The following is a 17,263-nucleotide window of genomic DNA, read 5'->3' on the forward strand; positions in this document are numbered from 1 at the left end:
CCTCAGCTCAGGACGGCCGGCTCCGGCAGCCCCACCGGCCAGGTGTGCACCGGCTCCCCCGCGTGCATCAGCTCGGCGTAGCGCCGGGTGGTCGCGGCGAGCGCGGCGTCGCGTTCGAGTCCGGTCTCCAGGGCCTGGTGGTACGTCGCCGCCTGCCAGGACGCCCCGTTCACCCGCCGTCTGCACCGCTCCTCGATGACGCCGAGATAGAAGTCCCGGTCAGCGGGCTCGACACCCCACGCGTCGAGCCCCGCCGCGGCCAGCGGCAGCAGTTCGTCGCGGACGAGTGCGACCGCGGGCACCTCGACGATCCCTCCGTACCGGCCGCGGCGTGGCCACCGCAGACGGGCCTCGATGCCTTCGCGGCACGCGGTGTCGAAGTTGCTCGCCGCGGCCTCGAAGGGCAGCCGGGTCCACACGGGCCGGGGTTCCTCGGCGAGGGCGCGTACGACGCCGTAGTAGAAGGCGGCGTTGGCGATGACGTCGGTGACGGTGGGGCCCGCGGGCAGGACACGGTTCTCCACCCGCAGGTGCGGGACGCCGTTCGCGATGCCGTACACGGGACGGTTCCAGCGGTACACGGTGCCGTTGTGCAGGACGAGTTCGCCGAGCTGCGGCACCCTGCCGTCGTCGAGCACCTGCAGCGGATCCTCCTCGTCCATGAGGGGGAGCAGCGCGGGAAAGTAGCGCAGGTTCTCCTCGAAGAGCTCATACGCGTCGCTGATCCAGCGCTCCCCGAACCAGGTCCGCGGCCGCACGCCCTGTGCCTGGAGCTCGGGCGGGCGGGTGTCGGTGGACTGCAGGAACAGCGGTGGCCGCGACTCGCGCCACAGCTCACGCCCGAACAGGAACGGCGCGTTGGCGCCGACGGCGATCTGCGCGGCGGCGACGGCCTGCGCCGCGTTCCACACGTCGGCGAACCTGCCCGGCGTGACCTGGAGGTGCAACTGCACGGATGTGCACGCCGCTTCGGGCGCGATCGACGCTGACGTGCAGGTCAGCCGCTCGATGCCCTGGATGTCCAGGACGAACTCCTCGCCGCGGGCGGCCACGATCTGGTCGTTGAGCAGCGCATAGCGGTCGACGTCGGAGAGGTTCCCCGAGACCAGGTCGTGGTGCGCGAGCGTCGGCAGAATGCCGATCATCACGATGCCCGCGTTCACCTCGTTCGCTTTCCGGTGGGCATAGGCGAGGCCGGTGCGCAGCTCCTCGGCGAGGCGGTCGAGAACGCGTCCGCCCAATCGGTGCGGGGCGATATTCACTTCGAGATTGAACATTCCGAGTTCCGTCTGGAAGTCGCGACTCGCGATCCGTTCGAGCACTTCCGCATTCAGCATTCTCGGCATGCCGTCGGGCCCCGCTAGATTCAGCTCGATCTCCACGCCCATCAAGTTCTTGGGCCGGTCGAACCGCTCCTCGTCCAACAGCCTCCGCAGCCCCGCGAGACACTCCCTGAGCTTGTTCCGATACCGGTTGCGCTCAGCCAGGTCAAACGTTCCTGCTACGACCTTCTCCCCCATCGAAGCGTCCCCTCCTCGGATGGGCAGCCAACGGTCCGGCCGCTGTGTCTCGGTGGATGATGCCCTGCAATGTGATCGATAACGCCCCGCACATGCCCCCGGCCCAGTACCCTCGATGGCGAGTCCGCGCGGCACATTCGCCAGGCATGAACGTACGCCGGGGAATCCTCGCACCGACCCCTGGTGAAAAACACCGATGAGAATCGGCCGTCCGCTCCCGCGAAGGGAGCCGAGGTCAAACGCCCGGGCTCATCCGGAATCGGGATAAAGCCCGCAAAGTGGCGACCGAATAACGCCTTGCGGGCAATATAGGGTGCGGTTAGACGAAACACTGCCTGAACACGTGTCGTATAAACTTCGCGAACGAGGCAGAGAGTTGGCGCTCGCGGTCCCCTGCCCCCGCCCCCTCTGACTTCGGAGCAGACAGCGACGTCCGCACCTGTCATCGTTCCACTGTGCCTGTCGAATGAGAGAGGCGACCCATCATGCCGCTGCAAGTCCCCCCGGCTCCCGCGCCCGCCCTGCGCAGCGTCCTCGCGGCACTCGGTTCACCCACCGCCGTACGCGAAGCCCGCACCCCGTCCCTGCGCGCCGCACAGGGGCCGACGAGCGCCGAACTCCCGCTGCCCGTCCACGTCCTTGACCGGATCGCCCCGTCGGGCACTTCGCCCACCCGGCTCGCGGGGTGGCGCTTCCTGATCCGCTGCGGCGAGCGAGCCGTCGCCGCGGCGGACACGATGCTGACGCCTGACGGGTGGACCTTCTCGCACTTCTTCGAGGGCCCCTACATCGCGTCCACCGAGCGGGCCCTTCGTCACGCCGAGGCGATGCCGATGCCCTACCAGCCACGACTGCTGTCCGTACCCGAGCTCTACATGCTGACACTCTGGCTGCACGGCGACTGCACGGCGGACGGTGCGAGCGGCCATCTCGCGCCCTCCGACATCCTCGTGCCCCTCGCGCCCGCGCCTCCAGGCATCGCGGCGCACCGCCCGCACCGCGCCGCGGAGCTCCTCAAGGTCCTCACCCACCGCATGACCCCGGCACCGCTGCTCGGTTCACCCGCCTGACCTCACCGTACGTTCCTGTGCCCCGCTGCCCTTCCGGCCGCGGGGCTCGGCGCGTCATGTGCCCATACGGACTAGCCCGGTATGACCACCCCGAACCACCCGAAGAGACAGTGCAGTTGGGCTGAACCGTCCGGCCGGGTGATACGTCATTAAGCAGTAAGAAGCGCTGCGGCTAAATCCCTGCGGATTGACGCCCGTAGGGCAACACTGGGACCGGACCGACTAAACGGGGGGCGGCCATGAACACCGCATCGAGCCGCAAGGCAGACGTCACAGCCATCACATCGCAGCGAAAGAACCCTTCCATGTGCCAGCACCAACCACCGTGCCCGACAGCCGACTCCGCCGACCGGGAAGCCGCGCTCCTCACGGCGAGCCACCCGGAGCAGGGCTGGAGCCTGCTGTGCAACGGCGTCCTCCTCTTCGAGGACACCGGTGAGTTGCTGCCGGACGGCCAGATCATCGCTCCGCACCGACCGCTGGGCACGGACACGATCATGACCGCCGCCTGACGCGACGGCAGCACGGCACGGACAACAAAGGGGCCGACCCGGAGAGACAACCTCCGGACCGGCCCCCACGCATGTTCTGGACCCGATATCAGTCCTCGTACGCATCCAGCGGCGGGCAGGAGCAGACCAGATTCCGGTCGCCGTACGCCTGGTCGATGCGGCGCACCGGCGGCCAGTACTTGTCCGCGGCCACGACGCCGGCCGGGAAGACGGCCTCCTCGCGGCTGTAGGCGTGCTCCCACTCACCGCCGAGCGCGGCAGCGGTGTGCGGCGCGTTCCGCAGCGGGTTGTCCTCGGCGGTCCACTCGCCGCCGACCTTCTCGATCTCCGCGCGAATGCTGATCATCGCCTCGCAGAACCGGTCGATCTCGACCAGGTCCTCGCTCTCGGTCGGCTCGATCATCAGGGTCCCCGCGACCGGGAACGACATGGTCGGCGCGTGGAAGCCGTAGTCGATGAGCCGCTTGGCGATGTCGTCGACACTGACACCGGTCGCCTTGCTCATCGGGCGCAGATCGATGATGCACTCGTGCGCGACGAGCCCGCCGGGGCCGGTGTAGAGCACCGGGTAGTGCGGCTCGAGGCGCTTGGCGATGTAGTTCGCGGAGAGCACGGCGACCTGCGTGGCGCGCTTGAGGCCCTCACCGCCCATGAGGCGTACGTACGCCCAGGAGATAGGCAGGATTCCGGCCGATCCCCACGGCGCCGCGGAGATCGGACCGACGCCCGTCTCGGGGCCCGCGGCGGGCTGCAGCGGGTGGTTGGGCAGGTACGGCGCGAGGTGCTCGCGCACACCGACCGGGCCGACGCCGGGGCCACCGCCGCCGTGCGGGATGCAGAAGGTCTTGTGCAGGTTCAGGTGCGAGACGTCGCCGCCGAACTTGCCCGGCTGGGCGAGACCCACCAGGGCGTTGAGGTTCGCCCCGTCGACGTAGACCTGGCCGCCCGCCTCGTGCACCTGTGCGCAGATGTCCGCGACGTGCTCCTCGAACACCCCGTGCGTGGACGGGTAGGTGATCATGAGCACGGACAGCTCTTCGCGGTGCTTCTCGATCTTGGCGCGCAGGTCCTCGATGTCGATCTCGCCGTCGTCGCTGGTCTTCACGACGACGACCTTCATTCCGGCCATCACGGCGCTCGCGGCGTTGGTGCCGTGCGCCGAGGACGGGATGAGGCAGACGGTGCGCTGCTCGTCGCCGTTGGCGCGGTGGTAGCCGCGCACGGCGAGCAGTCCGGCAAGCTCGCCCTGCGAACCCGCGTTGGGCTGCAGCGAGACCTTGTCGTATCCGGTGACCTCGGCGAGCCGCTCCTCCAGCTCACGGATGAGCGTCAGATATCCCTGGGCCTGCTGGGCGGGCGCGAAGGGGTGCAGCTGCCCGAACTCGGGCCAGGTGACCGGCTCCATCTCCGTGGTCGCGTTGAGCTTCATGGTGCAGGAGCCCAGCGGGATCATCCCGCGGTCGAGCGCGTAGTCACGGTCGGCCAGCTTGCGCAGGTATCGCAGCATGGCGGTCTCGGAGCGGTACTGGTGGAAGACGGGGTGCGTGAGGTAGTCGTCGGAGCGCAGCAGGCCGCCGGGGAGCGTGTCCTCGGTCTCCGCGTCCAGCGCCTCGATGTCGGCCTTGACCCCGAACGCGGTCCAGATCGCGGTCAGTTGCCTGCGCGTGGTGGTCTCGTCGCAGGCCAGGGAGACGTGGTCGGCGTCGATCTGGTGGATGTTGACGCCACCCTCGCGGGCCGCGGAGACGAGCTCATCGGCCTTGCCGGGCACCCGCACGGTCAGGGTGTCGAAGTACGCGCCGTGCACGACCTCGACCCCGCCGGCGGTGAGCCCCGCGGCGAGCACGGTCGCGTAGCGGTGGGTGCGCCGCGCGATGGTCTTGAGGCCCTCGGGTCCGTGGTAGACCGCGTACATTCCGGCCATCACGGCGAGCAGCACCTGAGCGGTACAGATGTTGCTGGTGGCCTTCTCGCGGCGGATGTGCTGCTCACGGGTCTGCAGCGCGAGCCGGTAGGCCTTGTTGCCGTCCGCGTCCACGGAGACACCGACGAGCCGCCCCGGCAGGCTGCGCGCGAACTTCTCGCGCACCGCCATGTAACCGGCGTGCGGGCCGCCGAAGCCCATCGGGACGCCGAAGCGCTGAGTGGTGCCCACGGCGATGTCGGCGCCCAGCTCACCGGGCGAGGTGAGCAGCGTCAGGGCCAGCAGGTCCGCGGCGACGGAGACGATGGCACCGATCTCGTGCGCCTGCTCGATGAGGGGCTTGATGTCGCGTACGGCACCGGAGGCGCCGGGGTATTGGATCAGTACGCCGACGACACCGCGCTCGGCGACCTCGGCCGGGATGCCCTCGCTCAGATCGGCGACGACGACCTCGACACCGGCCGGCTCGGCGCGGGTCTGGATGACGGCGATCGTCTGCGGCAGGGCGTCGGAGTCGACGAGGAAGGCACCGTCCTTGACCTTGCCCATGCGCCGCGACAGGGCCATGGCCTCGGCGGCGGCGGTCCCCTCGTCGAGCAGCGAGGCACCGGAGGTGGGCAGCCCGGTCAGCTCGGCGACGACGGTCTGGAAGTTGAGCAGCGCCTCGAGCCGACCCTGGGAGATCTCGGGCTGATACGGCGTGTAAGCGGTGTACCACGCCGGGTTCTCCATGACGTTCCGCAGGATCACCGGCGGAGTGAAGGTCCCGTAGTAACCGAGCCCGATCATGGAATCAAGAACTTGGTTACGGTCAGCGAGGGAGCGCAGCTCGGCCAGGACCTCGGCCTCGGTACGCGCTCCCGGCAGGTTCAGCGCCTCGGCGTTCTTGATCACATCCGGCACGGCGGCGGCGGTCAGCTCGTCGAGCGAGCCGTATCCGACGTGCGCGAGCATCTTGGCCCGTGCTTCCACATCGGGACCGATGTGGCGCTGCTCGAAGGGAATGCCCTGCTCGAGCTGGGAGAGCGGGATGCGAGGGGTGGCGGTCATAGCGGAGGCCTCCTGGTCTGACGCTGGTCTGACGCGACCTGCGAGGGGCACCACGGCGCGGGTACCCGGACGGCCTCCCCCTCTGTCATCTCAACCTGAGAGTTTCACCGGTCCACGCCCCGTGACAGGGCGACGCACCGGCTTTCACCGTCGGTGAGGAAGGGTTCCGAACGTGCCCGCCCGACGCCCGCCCTACTTTCCAGAGTGACCTCGTCCGTGCGGTACAGGGGCCTGAGAGATTCCGGGGAGGAGTTGCTCCTTCGGCGCCTCCGGTGTCTCCACCGGAGAGCTCTCCCGCACGGGGTCAGCAGCCATGCGCCAGCCTACCAGCGAGGACTGCGGCCGATCCCTCGAGTGGCCGCCTGCCCCGAAGTGCTCTTTCGTAGTGATTACGAACGAACAAGGATGAGTTACGCCCCACTTCGACAAGCCTCGACCAGTTGGAGGGCCCGTGCAGACCGATATCGATCCGCGCAACCTGATCGGCCGGAAGGCGTTCGACCGGAGCGGGGCCAAGATCGGCACGATCGACGAGGTCTATCTCGACGACGCCACCGGCGCCCCTGAGTGGGCGGCCATACGCACCGGCCTGTTCAGCCGGGACGCGTTCGTCCCCCTGGAGCCCAGCGAGCTCACGAAAGACGGCACCCTGCGCATCCCCTTCGAGCGCTCCCTGATCAAGGACGCCCCCGATTTCGGCGTGGGCCGCCATCTCTCCCCCGAACAGGAACTGCAGCTCTACCACCACTACGGCCTGGACATCACGCCCCCGGAGCCACCGCCGCCGGACCAGGACTTCGGCAACATCGCAGGCCAGGACGGCACCTGACGCTCGCAGGACGCCCTGGTGACCACAGCGGCAGCCACCGACCTCACCGCGGCTCCAGCTCCTCAGGAGATGCCACCAACGGCAAGGGCTCCGCGGGCTCGAGCGCCGGATCATCCGTACGGAACGTCCGCACCCGCCCCGGCGCCGACGACTCCGGCGTCTCGAAGCGAACCGTGACGCGCCCGAGGCCACTGCCCTGCACCCACCCGTGCCCGTACTCGGCATGCCGCACATCGTGCCCGGCGGCCCACCGCCGCTCGGCCGGAACGACCGGCTCCGTCACCGTCTCGCCCACGGGTTCCTCCGCGGCCTCCCCGGCCCGCTCCTTCCCGGCCCGCTCCTCCTCGGCCCGCTCCTCCTCGGCCTCTCGCCGCGCCTCCAGGGCCTCCACGGCTTCGGCCTGCGCCTGGGCCTGGGCCTGCGCGAAGAGGTCCTCCTGCGTGTAGTCGGCGAGCCCCGTGACGCCCACCCCGAGGAGCCGCACGCCTCCGGTGGTGTCCACGGACTCCAGCAACCGCGCGGCGGCCTCCCGCACCACCCCGGGGTCGTCCGTCGGCCCACGCAGCGTCTCGGAGCGCGTCAGGGTCGAGAAGTCGAACCGCCGCACCTTCAGGACGATGGTCCGCCCCGAGTGCCCCGCCGCCCGCAACCGCTCCACACACCGCTCGGCGAGCCGCGCGACCTCGCCCCTGACCCGTACCCGGTCGTGGATGTCCACGTCGTACGTGTCCTCGACGCTGACCGACTTGGACTCCCGCTCCGCCACCACGGGCCGCTCGTCCCGCGCAAGGGCCATCGCGTACAGCGCGCTCCCGTGCGACTTCCCGAGCAGCCGTACGAGCTCGTCCTCGCCCGCCCCGGCGATCTCCCCCACCGTCGTGATCCCGCCCCGCCGCAGATGGTCCCCGGTGGCAGGACCCACACCGGGCAGAATCCGCACCGACATCGGCGCGAGCAGGTCCCGCTCGGTCCCCGGCTCTATCAGGCGCAGGCCGTCCGGCTTGGCCTCCTCCGAAGCGATCTTCGCCAGCATCTTGGACGCGGCGAGCCCGACCGACCCCGGGAGGCCGGTCACCGCCTTGATGTCCGCGCGCAACCGCTCGCCCACGGCAAGCGCCGACGCCCGGTCGTCGGCCACACCGCCCGCCTCCAGGTCGACGAAGGCCTCATCCAGGCTGAGCGGCTCCACCAGCGGCGACAGCTCCCGCAGGAGCGTCATCACCTGGTCGCTGATCTCGCGGTAGAGCCCGAAGCGCGGCACCAGATAGGCGGCATTGGGCGCCAGGCGCCGCGCCTGCCCCATGGGCATCGCCGAGTGCACACCGAACTTCCGCGCTTCGTACGAAGCCGTGGCCACCACGCCCCGCGGCCCGAGCCCGCCCACCACCACGGCTTTCCCGCGCAGACTCGGCTTCGCGGCCTGCTCGGCAGACGCGTAGAAGGCATCCATGTCGAGATGCAGAATCGTGGGCGCGGTTCTCACACCTCTGATGCTGCCCTACGCCACTGACAACGCCCGGAAAACGCCACCGCGCACCGAACACCGGCGACGAAGTGCGCGGCGGCTCACACGGCCCTGTTGCGCCGTCTCGCGAGCTCATCGGCGGGGTTCTGCCGCACCAGCGTCTCCCCGGTGTCGATCCGCTCCCCGTGCAGCTGCGAGAGCGCCGCTTCCACATCCCGCCACACGACGCCCACAGCGATCCCGAAGACCCCCTGGCCGCCCTGGAGCAGGTCATGGACCTCGTCGGGCGACGTGCACTCGTAGACCGTCGCACCGTCGCTCATGAGCGTCATCCGCTCCAGGTCCCGGAAACCGCGGTCGCACAGATGCTGGACCGTGGTCCGGATGTTCTGCAGGGACACACCCGTGTCGAGGAACCGCTTCACGATCTTCAGGACGACGACGTCCCGGAAGCTGTAGAGCCGCTGGGTCCCCGACCCGCCCGCGGACCGCACGCTGGGCTCGACGAGGCCCGTACGGGCCCAGTAGTCGAGCTGTCGGTACGTGATGCCGGCGGCCGCGCACGCGGTCGGCCCCCGGTAACCGATCTGTTCCTGTTCGGACTGTCCGGACGTGGCGTCCCCGCTCCCCTGAACGCTCCCCTGAACCGCCATCGGCCTCTTCGGAGAGTGACCGGCCGCGCTGCTGTGAAGCGGATACGGACCGCCCATCGCCGTATCGTCGCCGCTGCTTCTCACGCCGACCTCCGTCCTTGACCTGCCTTCTCGACGGTAGGCAGTCACCAGGGGCTCGTCAACGATCGCCACACTCGGCACGCCGAGTGATAATCACCCTAAGAGTGGTTTGCCGTACCGCACCGCCGGGAAAGGCTAGCCGAATGGTCCGCCAGGACCCTTCGGAAGCGACGGACTACTGGCTGTTGGTACCGAAGTCCTCGGGCGAGATCTGGTCGAGGAACTCGCGGAACTTCTCCACTTCGTCCTCCTGCTCGTCCGGAATGGCGATGCCCGCGTCGTCAAGGACACCGTCACTGCCGTAGATCGGCGTTCCGGTGCGCAGCGCGAGCGCTATGGCGTCGGACGGCCGCGCGCTCACCTCGACTCCACTGGCGAAGACCAGTTCCGCGTAGAAGACCCCTTCTCGGAGGTCCGTGATGCGCACCTCGGTGAGCTCCTGTCCCACCGCCTCCAGCACGTCCTTGAACAGGTCGTGGGTCAGCGGCCGTGCGGGCGCCATCCCCTGCTGTGCGAAGGCGATCGCGGTCGCCTCACCTGGTCCGATCCAGATGGGGAGGTAACGATCGCCTCCCACTTCACGCAGGAGCACGATCGGTTGGTTGGAGGGCATTTCCACCCGGACACCTACGACGTCGAGCTCGTTCACACAGCAACCCTAGGACGTGCCCGGCCGGTTTGGGTAGTCGGGCACCCCTCGAGTCAGGGCAACCGCACCCCGAGCGCGGTCTGCACCAGTGCAGAGTGCAGCTTTCCGGTCAGCCCCGCGAGCTCCTTCGTACGGGCTTCCGCATGGGCTCTGGTCTGCGGATTACGGTGCCTGCGCAGCGGCGCCACGACCTGGTCGACAAGGCCGGCCTCGCGTTCTGCCGCCGACTTCACGGCGCGCAGATGCCTGGGTTCGATACCGAACCGTCCGAGTTCGACGACGAGCGCGGCGACCGTCACGGCCTCCGCGTCATAACCGCCGTCCGGCAAGGGCACGATGAGCCCGTACGTCTCCCAGTCGGCGAGCTGCTCCGCGTCGATCTCCGCGGCGGCCATCAGCTCGGCACGGCCCACCCGGGCGGCAGTGGGCTCATCGGCGTCACTCACGCCCCAGGCGTCACCGGGCTCCCGTGGCTGCCCCAAGGAGGGCAGGGAAGGCCGCTCTCCGCGCTCCAGGGCGTCCAGGTGCTCCCGGATGACCTTGAGCGGCAGATAGTGGTCCCGCTGCATCCTCAGGACGTGCCCGAGCCGCTCGACATCCTGAGGGCTGAACTTTCGATAGCCGGACGGCGTGCGCTCCGGCTCGATGAGCCCTTCCGACTCCAGGAAGCGGATCTTGGAGATCGTGACCTCGGGAAACTCGTCACGCAGCGCGTTCAACACGGCGCCGATGCTCATCAGCCGACGGTCCTCGGCGGCGGTGCCGTTCCCGGCACCGCCCCTCGGTGTTTGAAGCATGGCCCTTCCTGGGGGTCCCCCCGGACGAAGCCCGGGGGAGGGTCGGTCAGATACCGATGCCCCGCTGGCTCGCGTAGAAGACCAGCCGGTACTTGCCGATCTGCACCTCGTCGCCGTTCGACAGCGCGACCGAGTCGATGCGCTCCCGATTGACGTACGTGCCGTTGAGGCTGCCCACGTCGGCGACGGTGAAGGAACCGTCACCGAGGCGACGGAACTCCACGTGGCGGCGCGAGACGGTCACGTCGTCCAGGAAGATGTCGCTCTGCGGGTGACGCCCCGCCGTGGTCAGCTCGCCGTCCAGGAGGAAGCGGCTGCCCGAGTTCGGCCCACGGCGCACCACGAGGAGCGCGGAGCCGAGCGGCAGTGCGTCGACGGCGGCCTGGGCCTCCGGCGAGAGGGCGGGCGAGGCGGTCTGCCCCGTCACCTCCGCGTCGTAGGCCTCCAGGCCCGAGATGGAGATGGTCGAGGTCGTCTCGGAGGGACGCTCCGGCGCGGCCCCGGCCCGCAGCGGCGCGCCGCAGTTGGAGCAGAACCGGCTCGCCTCGGCGTTGCGGTTCCCGCACCTCGTACACACCAGGGCCATGGACGGATCCTCCTGCCGCGGCTGCCCCGCGGGGGCATTCGATGCGTACGGATCGGGGGTAAACCCTCCACCCGTACTTGAGGTTGACGGTTCTCCGAAACCTATGCGGCCCGGACCGGCAGGGTCAACAGACGACGCGCCCTGCGCGCCCGAAATGTCACCGCCCGGCCCACCGACCTGGTCACGGAACATCGGGCGCTCGGCGCCCTGTCCCTCAGATCCCTCGGCATCTCCATGGCGCGGGGCACGGTGCCGGGCCGTGGCGGGATTGCCACTGTCCTCACGTGCGCTCTTGCCGAACAACTTCGCAAACAACTTCACGGGCGATTCCCCTTGACCGAAACAGACCCGCCCGTGGGGCAGGACGAACCCTGATTGCACTCACCGGCGTACATCGGCAGCACAGACATCCTCACAACGTCCGTATCCGCCAAACAGTTTCCACCACGCACCACGCTTACGGTGCGCCGACCCCCCGCAACCTCATGCCCTTGACCGGCGGCCCCCATGCACCCCCGCATCACTGGGACGACGACCGAGCGTAGTCAGGCCGCTTCGCCGCTCGCAAGGCGTCCACCACGATCTTCTCCGCTCGCGTCACGGTGACGGTGGCCTGCTCCTTCTCCAGAGTCTGCACCACGCCACCTGGGATGTTCAGCGCCGGCTCGAGGTCCTGCGGCTTGCCGATCACCTTGAACCGGTAGGGCTTGCCGACCTTGCGGCCGTCCACCCGGACACCACCACTGTCCGTATCCGACAGATAGGTGTTGGCCACTACGCGTACGTCATTGATCTGGATGGCCTCGGCACCCGCGGCACGCAACTCCTGAATGGCGTCGAGCAGCATGTCCGCCTCAACCGATCCCTTCTTGTCATCGATGGTCAGCGTGATCCCAGGACCCTGCGCCGCCACGGTGCCCGCCAGAATGCCGAGTTGACGTTCCTTCTCGACAGTCTGCTTGCGGGCCTCCTCGGCCTGGTCCGAGCTGTTCTCAAGCCCGGTGCGCTGGTCCTCGAGACGCTGCTTCTCACCTTCCAGACGCTGTGTACGGTCATCCAGTTCATCGAGGATGCGTACGAGATCTTCCTGACGTGCGCCGCGGAGCGCGCTGCTGTCGTTGTTGGAGCGCACCTGGATGGCAAGGCCGAGCCCCAGCACGAGCAGCAGCAGGGCGACGATGAGTTGGGGACGCGTGACGCGAGGCGGCCACAACGCCTCCGCCAGCCGCTGCCGACCGCTCAGCGACGCCTGGCCGTCCTGCTGCTTCTCCTGCTGCCCCTGCTTCTCGTGCTGCCCCTGCTGCTCGTCCTGTTCGGGCGTCGCGCCCTCCGCAGGCTCCGCGGGCGCGCCGTGCACCTCGGCGGGCAGCTCCCTGCTCCGCTTGTCGCCCCCGGGCGTCTCGTCCGTACCCATCCGCGTCACGCCCTGAAGATGTGTCGGCGGATGGCGGCGGCGTTGGAGAAGATCCGGATACCAAGGACCACCACGACACCGGTCGAGAGCTGAGCGCCCACGCCCAACTTGTCGCCCAGGAACACGATCAGGGCGGCCACGACCACGTTCGAGAGGAACGACACGACGAAGACCTTGTCGTCGAAGATCCCGTCGAGCATCGCGCGCAGGCCTCCGAACACCGCGTCGAGTGCCGCCACCACGGCGATCGGAAGGTACGGCTCGACCATCGCCGGAACCTCGGGCCGGACCAACAATCCGGCCACGACTCCCACGACGAGGCCCAGTACGGCGATCACGATGTGCCCTTTCCTGCCTTCGGCTCTGCTGTACGTACGGTCACACTCGGCGCTGCCGGCAGTCGGACGTCTTCGTGGACGGAAATGCTGGTCCGGACACCGAAGTTCTCCTGCAGAGCATGCAGATACTGACCGTCGCGACTGTTCTGGAATCGCGTGCTCAAGCGCTGCCCGTCACCCACGGCAAGCACCGTGTACGGCGGCACCAGCGGCTTGTTGTCGACCAGTATCGCGTCACCCGCGGCCCTGATCGCCGACAGGGCCGTCAGCCGCTGGTCGTTGATGGCGATCGCCTCCGCGCCGGACTGCCACAGGCCGTTGACAACCCGTTGCATGTCCCGGTCGCGCACCCGTCCGGTGTCGGAGAACCCCGCGCTCTCCCGCGGCCCGCCTCCGCCCTGATCGGCTTCCTTGGCGTCGTCCACCACAAGCTTCACACCGCGCCCATGGACCTTGGTGGCACCGGAGAGCAGCGACACCAACTCGCCCTGGCTGCCCCCGTGTTTCTTCAGTGCCTCGCGCTGCCGTTCGCCCACGTCGTCGCGGAGCGTCTCGACATCCTCTTCGAGCTCATCGGCGTCCGAGGTCGCCGACTCGATCCGGTCGATGAGCTCCACGCGCTCCTTGGCCACGACCGGAGCCGCTATCCGCGCCTGCGCGGCCCCCACCGTCACCACAAGGGCCGCGAGCACAAGTCCGAGGGCAAGGCCGAGCTTCGCCCGCAGCGGACGCGGCACTCCACCGGGGCCCTTCGCCTTCTTGCGGGCCGCCGCCTCGGCGTATCCCTCGTCCAGACTGTGGTCCATGACCGTGTTCAGCAGCGACATGGAGGCGTCCGGGCGCCGGGGGCGCGAGGGGGTGCTCCGAACGGGGGGCTGCTGCGGCATGCCGCACATCGTCGCACGTCGCGGGCGTTACCTCCGAATGGCCCCACCGGCGTGCCGGACGGCACCCCGCACGGGTGCCGTCCGGACCGTTCCGCCGGTCAGCGACCGGCGCTGTCCACCACGGTGGACCACTCGTCGAGCAGCGCCTGAGCCGAGGCGTCGTCGGGTCCCTCGGCCCACAGATGAGTGACGGCCTCCGCGGGATCGGGCAGCACCAGCACCCACCGCCCATCGGTCTCCACGACCCGGACGCCGTCGGTCGTGTCCACCGACCGCTCCCCCGCCGCCTCCACCACGGTCCGCATCACAAGCCCCTTGACCGCCCACGGCGTCGCGAGATCACGCCGCAGCACATGGGCGCGCGGGATACGCGCGTCGATCTGGCTCAGCGTGAGCTGCGTGCGCGCGACGAGACCGATGAGCCGCACAAAGGCAGCCGTACCGTCGAAGACGCTGCTGAACTCCGGAATGATGAATCCACCGCGGCCGTCCCCTCCGAAGATGGTCGACTCGTCACGCCCCACACGCGTCAGATCGTCGGGCGATGTCGTCGTCCAGTCGACCTGCGTCCCGTGGTACGCGGCCACCTGCTCGCCGATACGCGTGGTCGTCACCGGCAGCGCGACCCGGCCACTGCGGCGTTCCGCTGCGACCAGATCGAGCATGACGAGCAGCGCGCGGTCGTCCTCGATGATCCGCCCCTTCTCGTCGACGAGCGAAAGCCGCTCGCCCACAGGGTCGAACCGCACACCGAAGTCAGCACGCGACGACGCCACGATCTCGCCCAGTCGCACCAGACCCGACCTGCGCGCTTCGTAGGTCTCGGTCGGACGCGACTCGTCGAGACCCGGGTTGACGGTCAGCGCGTCCACGCCAAGCCGCCCGAGCAGGCTCGGCAGCACAAGGCCCGCACTTCCGTTGGAGGCGTCGACGACCACCTTCAGATCCGACTCGGCCACACCTGTGGTGTCGACGTTGCGCAGCAGCGAGCCCGTGTAGGAGTCGAAGACACTGGACGGGAAGTGCAGGTCCCCGATCTCCCCGGGAAAGGCCCGCCGGTACTCCTGGCGCGCGTACACCCGGTCCAGCTTCCGCTGACTCCCCTGCGAAAGGTCGGCCCCTCGCGCGTCGAAGAACATGATGTCGACGGAGTCCGGAACCCCGGGCGTCGTGCGGATCATGATCCCGCCGGCACTGCCCCGAGCCGTCTGCTGCCGCGCCACCGGCAGCGGTACGTTCTCCAGGTCCCGTACGTCGATGGCGCTGGCCTGCAAGGCAGAGATCACCGCTCGCTTCAGCGCCCGGGCGCCTCGCGAATGGTCACGGGCCGTGGTGACGGTCGAGCCCTTCTTGAGGGTCGTGGCGTACGCCCCCGCGAGCCTCACCGCGAGCTCTGGTGTGATCTCCACGTTCAGGATCCCGGAGACCCCACGCGCCCCGAAGAGATGGGCCTGGCCCCGCGACTCCCAGATGACCGAGGTGTTGACGAATGCGCCGGCCTCGATCGTCTTGAACGGGTAGACCCGGACATTGCCCTGAATAATCGATTCCTCACCGACGAGGCACTCATCGCCGATGACGGCACCGTCCTCGATACGGGCGGCCCGCATGATGTCGGTGTTCCTGCCGATGACACAGCCCCGCAGGTTGCTGTGCTGGCCGATGTAGACGTTGTCGTGCACCACGGCCTTGTGCAGGAACGCACCGGTCTTGACCACCACGTTCGAACCCACGACCGTGTGCTCTCGGATCTCGGCGTCAGCCTCGACCTTTGCGTAGTCGCCGATGTAGAGCGGCCCACGCAGCGTGGCGTCGGGGTGCACCTCGGCCCCTTCGGCAACCCACACACCGGGCGAGATCTCGAAGCCGTCGAGCTCGACGTCGACCTTGCGCTCCAGCACGTCGGCCTGGGCCTTGACGTAGCTCTCGTGCGTGCCGACGTCCTCCCAGTAGCCCTCGGCGATGTACCCGTAGACGGGCTTGCCTTCCTTCATGAGCTGAGGGAAGACGTCGCCGGACCAGTCCACCGACACATCGGCGTCGACATAGTCGAAGACCTCGGGCTCCATCACGTAGATGCCCGTGTTCACCGTGTCGGAGAAGACTTGCCCCCAGGTCGGCTTCTCCAGGAAGCGTTCGACCTTTCCTTCTTCGTCCACGATGGTGATGCCGAATTCCAGCGGATTGGGAACGCGCGTCAGACAGACGGTGACAAGCGCGCCCTTCTCCTTATGAAAGTTGATGAGCTCAGTGAGATCGAAATCAGTCAGTGCATCACCGGAGATCACGAGGAAGGCATCGTCCTTCAATGCTTCCTCGGCGTTCTTCACACTCCCGGCAGTGCCGAGTGGCTTCTCCTCATTGGCATAGGTGAGCTCCATCCCGAGCTCTTCACCATCGCCGAAGTAATTCCTGACCAGAGAAGCCAAGAACTGGACTGTTACTACGGTCTCGGTGAGCCCATGCCTCTTGAGCAGCCGCAGCACGTGCTCCATGATGGGCCTGTTGGCCACAGGCAGGAGCGGCTTGGGCATGCTCGAGGTCATAGGGCGAAGGCGCGTGCCTTCGCCTCCGGCCATTACGACGGCCTTCATGTCGGAAGCGTCCTCCTCAATAGACGACGATCTAGCCGACTTAGCCCGCCAAGATAGTCCCGCAAATGTCACTTACGGGACTGCAAGCCTCTACAGCTGCCGAATCGGCAAGCTCAATCGGCCGTGGTGTCCGCACGGACAAGTCGGCGGACCTGAACCACGTAGAGGATCCCTGCCCACCAGTACAGAGTTGTACCCCATCCTGCGAACGCCCATCCGAAAATAGCAGCGAGAGTGCTGATCCAGCCACTTCCATCACTGAGGAGCAGTAGTGGAAAGGCGTACATCAGGTTGAAGGTGGCAGCCTTGCCGAGGAAGTTCACCTGGGGCGGCGGATAGCCGTGACGCCTGAGGATCCCGACCATCACCAGCAGTAGCAGCTCGCGCAGGAGCAGCACCGCGGTCAGCCACAGCGGAAGAATCTCCCGCCACGTGAGCCCGACCAACGTCGACAGAATATAGAGCCGGTCGGCAGCCGGATCGAGCAACCGCCCAAGGTTGCTGATCTGGTTCCACCGGCGGGCCAGCTTGCCGTCGAGATAGTCACTGATGCCGCTCAGCATCAGCACCAGCAGCGCCCAATGATCACTCTTGGGCCCGCCGAACTCCGGCCTGAGGATCAACCACAGGAAGAGGGGTACGCCAACGAGGCGCGCCATGCTGAGGATGTTCGGGATGGTGAGGACTCGGTCCGTCTGGACGCGAGTCTCCTGGACCTCCACCCGGGGGCCTCCTGTGGGAAACGAGCCGATGATGCCCCCTGACCTTACCCTCAGTTGTCAGCCGGCGAAGCAGAGGGGTGGTCAAGACCCAGAAAGGGTTCAGAAAGGGCCCAGAAACAAAAAAGCCGTGGTCCCTGGACAATAAGTCCAGGGACCACGGCTTTATATAAAT

General features: G+C 68.1%; 15 protein-coding genes and 1 riboswitch. Of the genes, 3 read left to right on the top strand and 12 right to left on the bottom strand.

Features of this window, described 5'->3' with window-relative positions:
- Nucleotides 1-2: 2 nt before the first annotated feature.
- Entirely contained in the window at nucleotides 3-1,520 is a 1,518-nt protein-coding gene (locus tag ABD378_RS39600) for a glutamate-cysteine ligase family protein (RefSeq protein WP_344529490.1), read from the bottom strand.
- 485 nt (nucleotides 1,521-2,005) lie between these two features.
- Here ABD378_RS39600 and ABD378_RS39605 point away from each other — a divergent pair, with 485 nt between their 5' ends.
- Both ABD378_RS39605 and ABD378_RS39610 read left to right on the top strand, forming a co-directional pair.
- Nucleotides 2,006-2,590, top strand: a complete 585-nt coding sequence (locus tag ABD378_RS39605; RefSeq protein ID WP_344529492.1) for a hypothetical protein — start codon at nucleotides 2,006-2,008, stop codon at nucleotides 2,588-2,590.
- Nucleotides 2,591-2,895: 305 nt separating this feature from the next.
- Nucleotides 2,896-3,102 carry a DUF5999 family protein gene (locus ABD378_RS39610; protein WP_160510115.1) on the top strand — a complete coding sequence of 69 codons (207 nt, stop codon included), beginning with the start codon at nucleotides 2,896-2,898 and terminating at the stop codon, nucleotides 3,100-3,102.
- An 88-nt stretch (nucleotides 3,103-3,190) separates the two neighbouring features.
- Here the strand turns inward: ABD378_RS39610 and gcvP are convergent, their stop codons facing one another.
- Nucleotides 3,191-6,076, bottom strand: coding sequence for an aminomethyl-transferring glycine dehydrogenase (gene gcvP, locus ABD378_RS39615; RefSeq protein WP_344529496.1), 2,886 nt, complete (start codon nucleotides 6,074-6,076; stop codon nucleotides 3,191-3,193).
- Between the two features lie 209 nt (nucleotides 6,077-6,285).
- A riboswitch (glycine riboswitch) is annotated at nucleotides 6,286-6,383 on the bottom strand.
- Nucleotides 6,384-6,527: 144 nt separating this feature from the next.
- On the opposite strand from gcvP, the gene ABD378_RS39620 reads away from it, so the two are divergent.
- Nucleotides 6,528-6,905: a PRC-barrel domain-containing protein gene (locus tag ABD378_RS39620; protein WP_344529498.1), complete on the top strand. Its 378-nt coding sequence runs from the start codon at nucleotides 6,528-6,530 to the stop codon at nucleotides 6,903-6,905.
- Between the two features lie 43 nt (nucleotides 6,906-6,948).
- On the opposite strand, the gene ABD378_RS39625 is transcribed toward ABD378_RS39620, so the two are convergent.
- From ABD378_RS39625 to clsA, 10 genes are all read right to left on the bottom strand, one after another.
- The gene (locus tag ABD378_RS39625) at nucleotides 6,949-8,388 is read right to left on the bottom strand and encodes a DNA polymerase IV (protein ID WP_344529500.1); all 1,440 of its coding nucleotides are present in this window, start codon (nucleotides 8,386-8,388) and stop codon (nucleotides 6,949-6,951) included.
- A gap of 83 nt (nucleotides 8,389-8,471) precedes the next feature.
- Nucleotides 8,472-9,107 carry a MerR family transcriptional regulator gene (locus tag ABD378_RS39630; protein ID WP_344529502.1) on the bottom strand — a complete coding sequence of 212 codons (636 nt, stop codon included), beginning with the start codon at nucleotides 9,105-9,107 and terminating at the stop codon, nucleotides 8,472-8,474.
- A 172-nt stretch (nucleotides 9,108-9,279) separates the two neighbouring features.
- Nucleotides 9,280-9,753, bottom strand: coding sequence for a bifunctional nuclease family protein (locus tag ABD378_RS39635; RefSeq protein ID WP_006123076.1), 474 nt, complete (start codon nucleotides 9,751-9,753; stop codon nucleotides 9,280-9,282).
- Between the two features lie 53 nt (nucleotides 9,754-9,806).
- A complete protein-coding gene (ftsR, locus tag ABD378_RS39640) occupies nucleotides 9,807-10,550 on the bottom strand; it encodes a transcriptional regulator FtsR (protein WP_344529504.1) in 744 nt (247 codons plus the stop codon).
- A gap of 46 nt (nucleotides 10,551-10,596) precedes the next feature.
- Entirely contained in the window at nucleotides 10,597-11,136 is a 540-nt protein-coding gene (locus ABD378_RS39645) for an FHA domain-containing protein (RefSeq protein ID WP_344529506.1), read from the bottom strand.
- Nucleotides 11,137-11,656: 520 nt separating this feature from the next.
- Nucleotides 11,657-12,550 (bottom strand): DUF881 domain-containing protein, encoded by an 894-nt coding sequence (locus tag ABD378_RS39650; protein WP_344529518.1) that lies wholly within the window; start codon nucleotides 12,548-12,550, stop codon nucleotides 11,657-11,659.
- A 5-nt stretch (nucleotides 12,551-12,555) separates the two neighbouring features.
- A complete protein-coding gene (locus ABD378_RS39655; protein WP_344529508.1) occupies nucleotides 12,556-12,888 on the bottom strand; it encodes a small basic family protein in 333 nt (110 codons plus the stop codon).
- Nucleotides 12,885-13,784 (bottom strand): DUF881 domain-containing protein, encoded by a 900-nt coding sequence (locus ABD378_RS39660; protein ID WP_344529510.1) that lies wholly within the window; start codon nucleotides 13,782-13,784, stop codon nucleotides 12,885-12,887. Before ABD378_RS39660 ends, ABD378_RS39655 begins: the two co-directional genes overlap by 4 nt.
- 89 nt (nucleotides 13,785-13,873) lie before the next feature.
- Complete coding sequence (locus ABD378_RS39665) at nucleotides 13,874-16,369, bottom strand: sugar phosphate nucleotidyltransferase (protein ID WP_344529520.1); 2,496 nt, start codon at nucleotides 16,367-16,369, stop codon at nucleotides 13,874-13,876.
- 113 nt (nucleotides 16,370-16,482) lie between these two features.
- Complete coding sequence (clsA, locus tag ABD378_RS39670; RefSeq protein WP_344529512.1) at nucleotides 16,483-17,091, bottom strand: cardiolipin synthase ClsA; 609 nt, start codon at nucleotides 17,089-17,091, stop codon at nucleotides 16,483-16,485.
- Between the last annotated feature and the right edge of the window lie 172 nt (nucleotides 17,092-17,263).

The sequence above is a fragment of the Streptomyces rectiviolaceus genome, from assembly GCF_039533825.1.
Classification (GTDB): domain Bacteria; phylum Actinomycetota; class Actinomycetes; order Streptomycetales; family Streptomycetaceae; genus Streptomyces; species Streptomyces rectiviolaceus.

What these genes read in the sequence shown, in the direction of transcription:
- ftsR (WP_344529504.1), bottom strand. Translation starts at nt 10,550, where the DNA reads ATGCTTCAAACACCGAGGGGCGGTGCCGGGAACGGCACCGCCGCCGAG.
- ABD378_RS39600 (WP_344529490.1), bottom strand. Translation starts at nt 1,520, where the DNA reads ATGGGGGAGAAGGTCGTAGCAGGAACGTTTGACCTGGCTGAGCGCAAC.
- ABD378_RS39650 (WP_344529518.1), bottom strand. Translation starts at nt 12,550, where the DNA reads ATGGGTACGGACGAGACGCCCGGGGGCGACAAGCGGAGCAGGGAGCTG.
- gcvP (WP_344529496.1), bottom strand. Translation starts at nt 6,076, where the DNA reads ATGACCGCCACCCCTCGCATCCCGCTCTCCCAGCTCGAGCAGGGCATT.
- ABD378_RS39645 (WP_344529506.1), bottom strand. Translation starts at nt 11,136, where the DNA reads ATGGCCCTGGTGTGTACGAGGTGCGGGAACCGCAACGCCGAGGCGAGC.
- ABD378_RS39660 (WP_344529510.1), bottom strand. Translation starts at nt 13,784, where the DNA reads ATGTGCGGCATGCCGCAGCAGCCCCCCGTTCGGAGCACCCCCTCGCGC.
- ABD378_RS39605 (WP_344529492.1), top strand. Translation starts at nt 2,006, where the DNA reads ATGCCGCTGCAAGTCCCCCCGGCTCCCGCGCCCGCCCTGCGCAGCGTC.
- ABD378_RS39665 (WP_344529520.1), bottom strand. Translation starts at nt 16,369, where the DNA reads ATGAAGGCCGTCGTAATGGCCGGAGGCGAAGGCACGCGCCTTCGCCCT.
- ABD378_RS39610 (WP_160510115.1), top strand. Translation starts at nt 2,896, where the DNA reads ATGTGCCAGCACCAACCACCGTGCCCGACAGCCGACTCCGCCGACCGG.